Genomic DNA, 12991 nt, shown 5'->3' with positions numbered 1-12991 from the left:
CGCCCATGCCCTTCGTCGATCAAAACAGCGTCACGGACATCGCCATCATCGGTGCCGGCACGATCGGTGCTTCCTGGGCATCCTATTTTCTCGCTCGCGGTTTCAGGTGTCGGGTCAGCGATCCGGCACCCGATGTCCCGGAGCGCGTCAGGACCTTCGTAACGCAATCCTGGGGCGCCTTGACCGAGCTTGAGACGGCAACGACATCCATCGACGATGCCCTATCCAGGCTCAGCTTCTGGGATGATCCCGTCACTGCGGTCGCCGGCGCACAATTCACGCAGGAAAACCTGCCCGAAAAGCTCGATCTGAAGCGCGACATGCTGAAGCGTCTCGACGCGGCGCTCGCTGCAGACAGGATCATAGCGTCATCGACATCGGGCCTGACCGCATCCTCAATGCAGGAAAGCATGGCGCACCCGGAACGGCTTGTCATCGGACATCCGTTCAATCCACCGCATCTGATGCCGCTGGTCGAAGTCGTCGGCGGGGAGCGAACGTCTGCCGAGGCAATTCGCTGGACCGCGGATTTCTATGACCTGCTCGGCAAGAAACCGATTGTGCTGAAAAAGGAAGTGCCCGGCCATATCGCCAACCGCCTGCAGGCAGCTTTATGGCGGGAAGCGGTCCATCTGGTGCTTGAGGGCGTCGGTTCCGTCGAGGATGTCGACAAGGCGGTCAGCCTCGGGCCAGGCCTGCGCTGGGCATTCATGGGCCAGCACATGATCTTCCATCTGGGCGGCGGCGAAGGCGGAATGGGCCATTTCATCGACCACATTGGCCCCGCCGTTCAGACATGGTGGAACGATCTCGGTTCCCCCGATGTCTCACCGGGAATGCGGGCAGCCCTCCTGGTAGGCCTCAGAGAGGCAACCGAGGGCCGCGGGTACAGCGAACTCGCCGAATGGCGGGATGAAAAGCTGGTCCGCCTGCTCAAAACACTGCGGCCCCAGGCGGAATAACCATTCCTGTTCGAGTCGCACTTTTGAACAACGAAACAGTTTTATGATGACGGGAGTGCAGCCTCGGTCCTCCGGTAACGCGGCCATCGAGGCTTCGCCGCGCCGGCTTCCTCGGAGCCGATCAGAGCGAGCCTCAAGCGCCGGGACACGAGGTCGACGATGGCGACTGTGACGAGGAAGACGGCCTGCTTGGCACGTCGCTTGCTTCGTAAAACGGTTGTCCCTGCAAGAGGAAATGGCCGTGTACGCGAACATCAATCCCTCCATCGACGTCCGGTTGCTGCGCACTACCTATCTGCTGCTCAGGGAGCGCAATGTCTCCAAGGTCGCTGTGCTGCTCGGGCACAGCCAGCCCGCGGTCAGTGCCTGCCTCAAGAAGGCCCGCGAGATTTTTGCCGATCCGCTTCTCGTGCGCAGCGGCCAGAAATTGGTGTTGACCGAGCGGGGCGAGGAGGTGATGGCGTCGATCGCGACCATGCTGGAAGGGCTATTGGATACGCTCAACCGCAGCAGTCAGTTCGATCCGGGCATGGTCCACAGCCGGATGCGGATCGCTGCGGTCAACTGTTTCGGCACTTTCCTCATTCCGCCGATAGCGACCAGCATCCGCAACGAGGCGCCCGGCATATCAGTCGATTTCTTCGCGCCCTCCGAACAGAGCGACCTGATCGAGGATCTTGGGTCGGGCCGGGTTGACATGGTGATCGGCAACTGGCCGGCACCGCAGCAGAGCCTGAAGTCGACGACGCTCCTGCATTGCGACATTGCCTGCGTGGTGCAGAAGTCGAACCCGATTGCCAAACGCGGCCGCCTTCTGCTCGAGGACTATCTCGATGCCGACCATGTTTCGCCGACGCCGGGCTCGAACGCCGTCTACAGCCCGATCGACGGCCGGCTGGCGCAGCTCGGCATGCGGCGGCGCATCGCCATGTCGGTGCCGGAATACGCGCTGATCCCGGCCATCTTGGCGGAAACCGACCTGATCTTCACGACCGCGCGGCCCTATGCCGAATATATCGTCGCGAATGCGCCGGCCAATCAGCTGCAGCTCGTCGAGGCGCCGCGGGAATTCGACCAGATGAACCTCTATCTGCTGTGGCACGAGCGGGCTCACAACAGTGGCGCCAACCGGTGGCTGCGCAATGTCATCCGCACTGTCGCCCGCCGCTTCGACCAGACGCTTCATCCGCTACCATCCGGAATACCGCTACGGGCGGTGTCTTGAAGGCGACAGGTATAAGCAAACGGATATACCCGCTATCTACGCTCACGGCATTCACCCGCTCAACAATTTTGCCCATGCTACAGGCAGGATTTTAACCTGCCGAAGAATTGGGCAGGCATGTAGTATCTTGCCGGGGAATTTCAGATGCTGATGCACACTCTTCTCGTGGATGGCGCCAATCGCGATCCGGATCACGGCTGTTTCCATTGGGTCGATCGGGCCAAGAGCCTGACTTATGCCGAGGCCGTCGATGCCATGGAGCGGGCTGCGGGCGCGCTGCACAGTTTCGGCGTCAAGCCGGGCGACCGGGTAACGATCTTTGCCCATAATGGCATGGACTATCTGACGATCATGCTCGGCTGCTGGCGGATCGGGGCGATTTCAGCCCTCGTAAACGTCAAATTCGCCGATGAACTTGCCTATTATTTCGGCGATCACCAGCCGAGCGCGGTCGTTTATACCCACGACAAGCACGAGCAGGTGAGCGCGGCCGCCGCCGGCGTGCCAACGATCCGGGCCCTGATCTGCATGGACGGACCGCAGCCGGGCGCCCACTCGCTGCCGGAGCTTATGGCGGCCGGTCTGCCGGCGCCGGCCGATCCGGGCAATGAGGATGCGATCGCACACCTTTCCTATACGTCAGGGACGACCGGCAAGCCGAAGGGCGCCTGCCTCAGGCACGAGCCGACGGTTAGTGCGACCCGCTGTATCGCCGAGCGGCTGCAGATCACGGCGGACGACGTTTCGTTCGGCCCCAGCGCGCTGTCGAGCTCCTACCAGCTGGTCGGCAATCTCCTGCCGCAGCTTTCCCGCGGTGCAGCGATCAACGTCATGGGACGCTGGACGCAGGCGACCGGCTTCGATGCGCTGGAGGCTCGCGGCGCCACCATGTTGATCGCCAATCCGCCTATTCTAACCGATGTGCTCAACGAAGCCGCAATCCGGGGCCATGCGCCGGCGAAGCTGCGGATGAGTATGTCGGGCGGCGGTCCCGTTCCGCCGATTCTGAAAGCTGGCTGGCACGAAAAGCTGAAGCTGCCGCTGGTCGAAAGCTACGGCCAGTCCGAGCTTGGCGGTTTTGTCGCGCTCGGTTTCCCGAAGGTCGATGCGGCTGACATTGAAACGCGCCGGGCCGGCATGCCGCTTCCTGACAAGGAGGTCCGCATCCTCAATTCCGACGGTACTGAACTTCCCTGCGGCTCGGTCGGCGAGATAGCACTTCGCGGCGGCTTCATGTGGGGTTACTGGGGCAAGCCGGAAAAGACCGCCGAGACGTTGCGCGACGGCTGGCTGTGGACCGGCGATATCGGCACCATGGACCAGCAGGGCTTTATCACCATGATGGGACGCCGTTCCGAACTTCTCGAGGTTGGCGGCAAGACCTGGTACCCGCGTGATGTGGAAGAAGCGCTGGCGACGGTCGCCGGCATCGAGCAGGCGGCGGTGGTGGGCGTACCCGATGCGGCGATGAAGACCCGGCCGGTTGCCTTCGTGCAGGCCGTAGCCCCCGTCGATGGCGAAGCTGCCAAGGCGCAGATCGCTGCCACAGTTCCATATGACCTTTCTGTCATGACGGTCATTTCCCTGACTGAACTCCCCATGACCCCCACCGGCAAGATCGCCAAGGCGGAGCTGGCGGCACGCGCCGCCGCTGCCTGATTGCAAATCGAGGACGTGACCATGAAACTGAAATCGCATTGGTGGTGGGATCACACCGCAAAGGATTTCTCCGAGTTCGAGATGGAGAAGTTCGTGGCGATCCTGCCGATCGCCGCCGTCGAACAGCACGGGCCGCATCTGCCAGTGCGCGTCGATGCCGCAATCAATGCCGGCGTCATCGCCCGCACGGTGGAACTGATGAGCGCCGACCTGCCGGTTCTGGTGCTGCCGATGATGCCGGTCGGCAAGTCGGTCGAACATACCGCATATCCGGGCACGCTGACCTTCAACTACGACACGCTCGCCAAGATGTGGTTCGAGCTCGGCGAAAGCGTCAACCGCGCCGGCTGCCGCAAGATCATCTTCGTCAATTCGCATGGCGGCCAGCCGCAGGTGATGGACATCGTCTGCCGCGAGTTGCGCATCAAGCTCGACATGTTCGCCGTCAGCGCCTGGGCGAGTGCCGGTGCCGATTTCTCAGACCTGTTCAGCGCCCATGAGATGAAGCACGGCATCCATGGCGGCGAGGCCGAGACCAGCGTCATGCTGCACCTGCATCGCGAGCTGATCGACATGCAATATGCCGAGGATTTCGTGCCGGTGTCCGTCGAGCTGGAAGCGGCCGGCGGGTTGCTGATGCCGGAAGGTCGCATCGGTTACGGCTGGCAGACCCAGGACGTCCAGCCCTCCGGCGCCTGCGGCAACGCAGCGGCCGGGGATGCCGAGCGCGGCCGGCTCTATGTCGAACGCAGCGCCGCCAATCTCCTGAAGCTGATCAGGGAAGTCCTGGATTTCCCGCTCGACCGGATCACCTCGAAAACCTTGTACAGAGGTTGATCGACTTGACGACCCCACACGCATCCTACGGCGTTGCAGGCCCCGAAAGGGGAGAGCTCCTGCTCGATGACGGCGTTGTGCTGGTGTCCGATATCTATCGTCCGCTGGCGGAGGGATCGTTCCCGGTCCTTCTTATGCGGCAGCCCTACGGGCGGGCGATCGCCTCTACCCTCGTGCTGGCGCATCCCTCCTGGTACGCCGCGCACGGCTATATCGTGGTCATCCAGGACCTGCGAGGCTGTGGCGATTCCGGCGGCGTCTTCGAGGCCTTTGTGAGCGAACCGGCGGATGGCGCCCGCACCTTGGAATGGGCGGCTGCATTGCCCGGAGGCAACGGCAAGCTCGGTCTCTACGGTTTCAGTTACCAGGCCGTGACACAATATTTCGCCATCGCCGGAAAGGGAAGCGTGCGACCGGATGCGATCGCGCCTGCCATGGGTTCGTGGATGCCGCGCAACGACTGGGCTTATGAAGGCAATGCCTTCCGGCTGGGGCTCAACGTGGGATGGGCGGCGCAGATGGCGCGGCTGACGGCGGCGCGGCGTGAAGACGCCGGGACTTATTCGGCGCTCGGAAGAACCTCGGACGATACGGCCCTTCGCGACCTGCTCGTTTCACGGTCCGATCTATCGCATCTCGCCAAATGGGTGGCGGACGAGACGGACTATTGGGACGCGGTCTCGCCCGGCGTGCTGCTGGCCGATGATCCACTCGATATTCCGGTTCTCCACGCCGGCGGCTGGGCCGATTTCCTGCTTCAGGGCACCTGGGCGGCCGATGCGGCCTTCCGGCGAAAACACCCGGAGAGCTCCCACCTGGTGATCGGCCCATGGGCGCATGCACCCTGGAACCGCGCGGCCGGCGCCGCCGATATGGGTTCGGATGCAGAATTCTCTATAGACCGCGCCCAGCTCGCCTTCTTTGATTTCTATCTCAAGGGTTTTGGCGAGCGGCCGCAGTCGGTCCGGCTTTTCGACATGGGGCGACGGTGCTGGATCAGTCTGACCAATCGGCCCAAGGCATCGGACGCCGACTTCTTTCTCTCTTCCTCAGGCCTTGGCGCAGCGATGCTCAGCGACGGCCGGCTTCTCGGCGAAAGCGGCGGCGAGATGCGGGATACGTTCGTACACGATCCGACCAGGCCGACGCCGCTCATCGGCGGCCATCTCGGCGTGCCGAATGGTTTTGTCGACCGCAGCGGCCAGGACAACCGCGCCGATGTCGCCGTCTACACGACCCCACCGTTTGCGGTTGCGCGATTCTTTGCCGGCGAGGCTGCGGCCGAGATCGAGGTGGAGACGCGCTCCGAAGGATTCGATCTCTGCGCGGCCCTCTCGCTCGTCTCGCCCTCCGGGGAGGCAAGGGTGCTCGGCACCGGTTATGCGCGTATCGAGGGCGGCCGGCGTTTTTCGACGCGCATCGGTCTTCGCCCGGTCTGCGTCACCGTTCCGGAGGGCTTTGCGTTGCGGCTCTCCCTGCAGGGCGCGGGTACGCCAGTATTCGAAATTCACCCCGGCGACGAGCCTTTTGCGTCCGCGCCGGAGATGGCGCGTCGACCGATTACGATTTCCATCTGCCATGGCGGGACGACGCGCTCCCGCCTGATCATGCCCGAGGCTCTCGACAATGTCGCATAAGCACTACCTGACGCTCGACAACATCACGGCCACCTACGGCGATTCGGTCGCCGTCAGCGGCCTCACGATCGAGGTCGCCAAGGGGGAACTGCTGTCGCTGCTGGGGCCGTCGGGTTGCGGCAAGACGACGACGCTGCGGATGATCGCAGGTTTCGTGCAGCCGTCGGAAGGCCGCGTCATCCTCAACGGCGAGGACATCAGCAAGCGCCCGGTGCATACCCGCAATATCGGCGTCGTCTTCCAGTCCTACGCGCTGTTTCCGCACCTGACGGCACTCGACAATGTCGGTTTCGGCCTACGCATGCGCCATGTCGGCAAGGCGGAATGCCGGACACGGGCCGCCGCCGCGCTCGATACGGTCGGGCTCGGCGCCTATTACGACCGGTATCCGGGCCAGCTTTCCGGTGGCCAGCAGCAGCGCGTGGCGCTTGCCCGCGCGCTGGTGATCGAGCCGGACGTACTTCTTCTCGACGAGCCGCTTTCCAACCTCGACGCCCATCTGCGCGCCGACATGCGCACGGAAATCCGCACGCTGCAACAGCGGCTCGGCATCACCACCGTGTTCGTCACCCACGACCAGCAGGAGGCGCTTGCCATGTCCGACCGTGTCGCCGTCATGAGCAAGGGGCTGCTCGCCGAGATCGGCACGCCTGTCGCGCTCTGCGACCGGCCGCGTTCGCCATTTACCGCCTCGTTTCTCGGTGCCCGCACCGTCATCGAGGGCAGAACCGAGAACGGCCTGTTCGCGGCGCCGGGGCTTACCTGCGAGGGGGCACCGGCCGGCGCGACCCGTCTCGTGCTGCGCGCCTCGCGCCTGAGGCTTTCCGACGAGCCGGGGCCTCTGCATGTCTCCGGCACGTTGGTCAATTCCGCTTTCCTCGGCGACACCTACGAAGCCGATATCCAATCCGCATGCGGCACGATCCGCCTGATCGTGCCTTCGGATATGCCGCCTCCGCCCCTCGGGACGCCGTGCAGCATCCAGACCCAGCCGGGTGGCGCCACATTCATCTGACCGAAAAAGGGGAACCAAGACATGAACGTCTCGCGTCGTACATTCAACAAGCTGATTGCCGGTGCCGGCCTTGCCGCACCGTTCCACATCATCCGCCCCGCCTCCGCGCAGGAACCCAAAAAGGGCGACGAACTGGTCGTCGGCATCTGGGGCGGCGCGCAGGAAAAGATCGTCAAGGAACATGTCGAAAAGCCGCTGGTCGAGAAATACGGCTGCAAGGTCAGCTACGTTCTCGGCGGCACCGGCGACCGGCGTGCTCGCGCCTATGCCGAGCGCGGACGCCCGAGCTTCGACGTTCTTTACCTCAACATCTTCGAAAGCCGCCAGGCGGTGAAGGACGGGGTGACGCAGGCGCCGACGCCCGCCGTCAAGAATTTCGAGGCCCTTTATCCGAGCGCGCGCAAGGGCGGCTACGGCGTTGCCTTTAACCCCTGCACGATCGTCTATAACAAGACCAAGGCGTCGAAGCCGATCACCTCGTGGAAGGACATGTGGAACCCGGAATGGAAGGGCCGCATCGCCTGGCCGGACGGTCTGGGCGCCGAAGGGATTTCTGCGCTGATGATGGCTGCCCGTGTCTGGGGCGGCGACGAAAAGAACGCCGACATCGCCTTCGAAAAGGTCAAGGAACTGAAGCCGTTCGCGGCGATCCAGGGCAGCCAGGCGCAGCTTTTCGAAATGTTCGACCAGAAGCTCGCCGATCTTTCGGTCGAGTTCGGCAGCTTCACCCAGTCCTATGTGGAATCACGCAACCCCAATATTGCGATCGCAACCCCGGTCGAGGGCCAGGCACTTTCGATGAACGTCGCCTGCATCACCGAGGGCACGAAAAACCAGAAGCTCGCGGAAGAGTGGATCAACCTGCATCTATCCGAGCCTTGCATGCTCGCCTATGCCCGCCAGATCTACTATTCGCCGACGGTCAGCAACATCACTGTCCCGGACGACCTCAAGTCAAAGCTCGTGCTCGGCGATGCCGATGTCGCCAAGCTCGTCGATTTCGATTGGGACGTGATCAACGCCAGCCGCGCCAAGTGGCAGGCGAAATACGATCGGGAGATCGCGGGATGAACCGTTGGATCGGGCCGGCGCTTGCAGCGCCGGTCACCCTTTGGCTGCTTCTGTCCTTCGCGGCGCCGATGTTCGTGGTACTCGTGCTCTCCCTGCACGAATATCCCAATCCTTTCGGCCCGCTGTTCATCGCGCCGTCGATCGCGCAGTTCCGGGACATTGCGTCGGACGGTTTCTACTTCGGCGTCGTCTCCGAAACCATCCTGCTCGGCCTCGGCGTCACCGTGATCACGGCGTTTCTCGGTTATCCGCTCGCCCACTGGCTGGCGCGGATGCCGGTGAAATATCGCGCGGCCGCATTCGCCGTCATCCTTATTCCGCTGCTCACCAACGTCGTGGTGCGCTCGCTCGGCATCATCCTGCTGCTGGCGCCGGAGGGGCTGATCAATTCGGTCACCGGCCTCATCGGCATTCCGCCGGCCCGGTACATGCTGTTCACCCATGGCGCGGTCGCCGTTGCGCTGGCGCAGGTTTTTCTGCCGTTCATGGTGCTGGCGCTCTACGACAACCTGCAGAACACATCGCCGCGCGTTCACGAGGCGGCCCAGAGCCTTGGTGCTTCTCCCGCTATGCGGTTCCTCACCGTCGATCTGCCGCTTTCGCTGCCCGGCCTGCGGTCCGGTGCCGTCATCGTCTTCCTGATGGCGACCACGGCCTATGTCTCCGCCTCGCTGCTTGGCGGCAAGAAGGTCTGGACCACCGGCATGCTGGTGCTGCAGGAGGCGATCAAGAACCTCAACGCGCCGCTTGCCGCGGCACTCGCGATCATCATGACCGTGACCGGCCTCGCGTTTGCGGCGCTCTGCGCCTCTCTCCTCAACCGCCTGATGCCGTGGCTGAAGGGCAAGCCCAGCAATCCCTGGAGCATCCCGCGCTGGATCGTGCCTGTCATCAACATTTTCGGGCCGATCGTTTCGAAATTGCTGCTCGTCGCCTCGCTTCTGCTGCTGCTGTTGCCGCTGGTGCTGGTCTGCATCCAGAGTTTCAACGACGTGCCGCAGGCGACCGCCTCCGGCTTCCGTGGCTTCACGCTGAAATGGTACGAAGCGGTGTTCTTCGCCGGCACTTATGCGGACGCCTTCTGGGTGTCGGTGCAGCTTGCCGTCACCTCGATGCTGGTGGCTTTGTCGCTTTCGCTGCCGGCGGCGTTTGCGCTCGCCCGTTATCCGTTCAAGGGCCGTTCGGCCCTTCTGACCTTCTGGCTACTGCCGATGTCGCTGCCGCATGTGGCGATCGGCGTCGGCATGCTGCGGCTCCTGCAGATCTACCTGATCGTGCCGCCCTTCCTCGGCCTCGTTGCGATCCATGTAATCGTCATCCTGCCCTTTACCATCACGCTGCTGACCACATCGGTTATGGGACTCGACCGGGCGCAGGAAGAGGCGGCCGCAAGCCTCGGAGCGAGCTCGGCGCGGCGGTTTTTCCTGATCATCATGCCGGGCCTGGCGCCGGGATTGTTCGCGGCCGGCATCGTCGGTTTCCTCTTGAGCTTCGGCGAGGTGACGGTGACGAGCTTCCTCACCACTGCCCGCCTGACGACTTTGCCGGTCCGCATCTATGCGGAATCCACCTTCAGCCTGGAACCGACCGCGCATGCCATCTCGGCGGTGCTGATCGTCTTTACCGTCTTCGCGCTGGTCCTTGTCGGTAGAGTGGTCCGCCTCGACCGTCTCTACGCACGGTGATTGCCGGAGGAATGGGGCCGGATAGCAGAGATAAAGCCGTTCCATAGGAGCTACCCAAGAGGCGAGGCACTCGATCACCTCGCCTTCGCTCACAAATGGTCGTGCCGTTCCTCCCACAGGTATGCAACTCGTCGCCTCGTGCTTTCAAGTTGAATGCACGAGGCGCTCTCCCGGGTGCCTCAAAATTCCTGCCAATCATCCATTGGCTGAGCGGTAGCAACATTCCCGCGGGAGACCGGCGCGCGGGCCACGGTCGGACGGCTTGCAGGCGAGGCGGCCGGACGAGCCTGTTTCACGAGTGAGGATGGTGCTGCTCCCCGCATGCGGCTTGCCGTCTCGCGAAGCTGGCTGGAGGCGCTGCCGCCGAGCTGGAAGTGCGACAGCAGATCGCTGAGCTTCCCGCTTTCCTGGGCAAGGCCGGCGCCGGCGGCGTTCATCTCCTCGACCATCGCCGCGTTCTGCTGGGTCGACTGGTCCATATGGTTGACGGCGGTGTTGACCTGCGCGAGGCCCACCGACTGTTCCTGCGCCGCGATCGCGATCGCATCCATGTGGCTGTTGACGGTCTGGACGAGTTGCTCGATGACGCTCAGCCCCTCGCCGGTCTCGCTGACCAGCTTGACGCCTTCGCCGACGGCAACCGCCGAGTTGGAGATCAGCGCCTTGATTTCCTTGGCGGCGTTGGCCGAGCGCTGGGCGAGCTCGCGGACTTCCTGGGCGACGACCGCAAAACCCTTGCCGGCTTCACCGGCACGAGCCGCCTCGACGCCTGCATTGAGGGCCAGAAGGTTGGTCTGGAAGGCGATCTCGTCGATGACACCGATGATCTGGCCGATCTGCTGCGACGACTTCTCGATCCGCTCCATGGCCGCGACCGCGTTGCGGACGACCTGGCCGGATTGGTCGGCGCGTGTCCGGGCGTCGCGGACGACGTCGCGGGCTTCGCCGGTCCGCTTCGAGGTCGAAACCACGTTTGCGGTGATCTCTTCCAGCGCGGCGGCCGTTTCCTCAAGCGAGGCAGCCTGCTGTTCGGTGCGCTTGGAGAGGTTGTCGGATGCGTCGGAGATCTCCCTCGAACCGCTGGTGACGGTGGCAACAGAATTGCCGACGCTGAGCAGCGCGTCGCGCAGCTGGCGGACGGAGGTGTTGAAGTCCTGGCGAAGGCCTTCGAACTGCGGCGCAAGGGCCTCGTTCACTTCGCAGAGCATGTCGCCTGCCGCCAGACGGCGAAGGTTGGCGGCGAGCGCGCCGGTCGCCTGGATCAGCTTCGCTTCGGCATCGGCCTCGCTCTGGCGCTGCATTTCCAGCCGCTCGGCTTCCGAACGGCGACGGGTGGCCTCCGCCTCGGCTTCCAGCTGAAGATTGCGGATGGCAGCTTCACGGAAGACCTCGACGGAGCGGGCCATGTCGCCGATGCCGTCCTTGCGGTCCACATAGGGGATCGCCTCCTCGGTATTGCCGGAGGCGAGGCTCGCCATCCGGTCGCCGATCTTGCGGATCGACTTGGACAACAGGCGCGCGATCGCGACTGACAGACCAATCGCCGCGAGGACGAAAGCACCCAGTGCCGTCAGCGCAGTTACCAGCGAGGAATAGGCATCCTCAAGTTTCGACACGGCATTGGCGTGGACCGAACCTGCGGTATCGACCAGCAACTGACCGACGAAATCGCGGCGTTCCGCCATCGTCTTTGTCCAGGTTTCGAGGTCGGCGGGCGCTGGCGTATAGGCCGCATTCTTCGACATATCGTCGATCTTCTGCTGAAGCCCGCGCCCGGCAGGAGACTGCATGAAGGTATCCAGCCGCGACACGACTGCAGGGTGGACGAACTCACGCACGAGCTGACCATAGATGCGGATCTGGGTCGTTGCGGCACCGAGGCGCGCGAACTCCTCGAGCGACAAGGTCCCATTCTTGACGTATTGCATGCCGATCCGGTTCAGGACCAGATAACCTTCGTTGAACTGCAGCAATGCGTTATATCCTGTAACGCCCTGCTGCAGGTCACGATCTTCCATGATGTTGCCGGCTCGCGCCGTAACCTGGATCGATGCTGCCGAGATCGGCTGCATGTAGAGGAGCGGCATCATCGCATCGATCGGGCCTGCATCCACCTTGGAGCGAAATTCGGCGAGCTTTGCATATCGCTCGTCCAGGCCACGCTTGATGCCCGACAGGATCTGATCGTCGTACCCGGCCGCAATAACGTCGCCATAGCTTGCCACGATCGCCTTATAGGCAGCATCCGTCTTCTGGCGCATCTGCGGACGCTGATCTGGCGAGGATGCACTTTCCACCGGCAGAGCGAGCATGAGCTGTCCGCCTGCTCCGGCCAGACGCTCCAGCGCTGCTGCGCCGCTCAGCTTCTGGTAATCGCTGAACTGGTCCCGAATGACCATCGCACCAAGCACTGCAACAGCCGCCAACGGCACGATCGCAAGGACCGTCAAAAGCGCGCGAAAAGAAAGAGACCACAGCAATTTGGTCATGCAAACCCCTGATAGAAACTCCCCGGGTAACGCAAACTCGCTTGCAGCCCGGTCCCAGAGGCAAACATAGACGCCAGATGGTTATAAATTAATTGAGACTTATATCAATTTGGCTTCTCTGTGCCGAATTTTGTTCAGGTACAGTTCAGCTGACACTACAATCAAAAACACAATCCTCAAATTGCTTAGCGGGAATTCAAAGCTTAGGTCGATTTCGAGACTAGCTTTCATAGTGAAATGAAGAAAGCGACTAATATGAAGCTGCAGATCACCAACGAAAACGGTATGCATAAGGCGTTGGTGTCGGTCATCATGTAAGATAGGAGCCAGTTTCCAGCTGGTGCATTTACGCTTAAGGCGGACCTTCCTGGCGGTGGCTCGATTGAAACGGTCACTCCGGAGCGGCACATT

At 62.9% G+C, this 12991-nt stretch carries 9 protein-coding genes; 8 read left to right on the top strand and 1 reads right to left on the bottom strand.

The features are described 5' to 3' along the window. Window positions 1-5 precede the first annotated feature (5 nt). From J2X76_RS13185 to J2X76_RS13150, 8 genes are all read left to right on the top strand, one after another. Window positions 6-962, top strand: a complete 957-nt coding sequence (locus J2X76_RS13185; RefSeq protein ID WP_310216741.1) for a 3-hydroxyacyl-CoA dehydrogenase NAD-binding domain-containing protein — start codon at window positions 6-8, stop codon at window positions 960-962. Window positions 963-1203: 241 nt separating this feature from the next. Beyond that, window positions 1204-2187, top strand: a complete 984-nt coding sequence (locus tag J2X76_RS13180) for a LysR family transcriptional regulator (protein WP_310216738.1) — start codon at window positions 1204-1206, stop codon at window positions 2185-2187. A gap of 144 nt (window positions 2188-2331) precedes the next feature. Beyond that, window positions 2332-3846, top strand: a complete 1515-nt coding sequence (locus J2X76_RS13175; RefSeq protein ID WP_310216736.1) for a class I adenylate-forming enzyme family protein — start codon at window positions 2332-2334, stop codon at window positions 3844-3846. 21 nt (window positions 3847-3867) lie between these two features. After that, on the top strand, window positions 3868-4683 hold the full coding sequence (locus J2X76_RS13170; protein ID WP_310216735.1) for a creatininase family protein: 816 nt from the start codon (window positions 3868-3870) through the stop codon (window positions 4681-4683). A gap of 5 nt (window positions 4684-4688) precedes the next feature. Continuing rightward, window positions 4689-6320, top strand: coding sequence for a CocE/NonD family hydrolase (locus tag J2X76_RS13165; protein WP_310216732.1), 1632 nt, complete (start codon window positions 4689-4691; stop codon window positions 6318-6320). Then, complete coding sequence (locus J2X76_RS13160; RefSeq protein WP_310216729.1) at window positions 6310-7335, top strand: ABC transporter ATP-binding protein; 1026 nt, start codon at window positions 6310-6312, stop codon at window positions 7333-7335. Before J2X76_RS13165 ends, J2X76_RS13160 begins: the two co-directional genes overlap by 11 nt. A gap of 21 nt (window positions 7336-7356) precedes the next feature. Then, entirely contained in the window at window positions 7357-8406 is a 1050-nt protein-coding gene (locus tag J2X76_RS13155; protein WP_113130469.1) for a PotD/PotF family extracellular solute-binding protein, read from the top strand. Next, a complete protein-coding gene (locus J2X76_RS13150; protein ID WP_310216726.1) occupies window positions 8403-10091 on the top strand; it encodes an ABC transporter permease subunit in 1689 nt (562 codons plus the stop codon). Before J2X76_RS13155 ends, J2X76_RS13150 begins: the two co-directional genes overlap by 4 nt. A 179-nt stretch (window positions 10092-10270) precedes the next feature. Here the strand turns inward: J2X76_RS13150 and J2X76_RS13145 are convergent, their stop codons facing one another. Continuing rightward, a complete protein-coding gene (locus J2X76_RS13145) occupies window positions 10271-12580 on the bottom strand; it encodes a methyl-accepting chemotaxis protein (RefSeq protein ID WP_310216724.1) in 2310 nt (769 codons plus the stop codon). Window positions 12581-12991: the final 411 nt, after the last annotated feature.

This window comes from Neorhizobium sp. 2083 (assembly GCF_031455615.1).
Classification (GTDB): domain Bacteria; phylum Pseudomonadota; class Alphaproteobacteria; order Rhizobiales; family Rhizobiaceae; genus Neorhizobium.
Note: the sequence above shows the minus strand (reverse complement) of the source record. Positions and strands in the feature narration are given on the sequence as shown.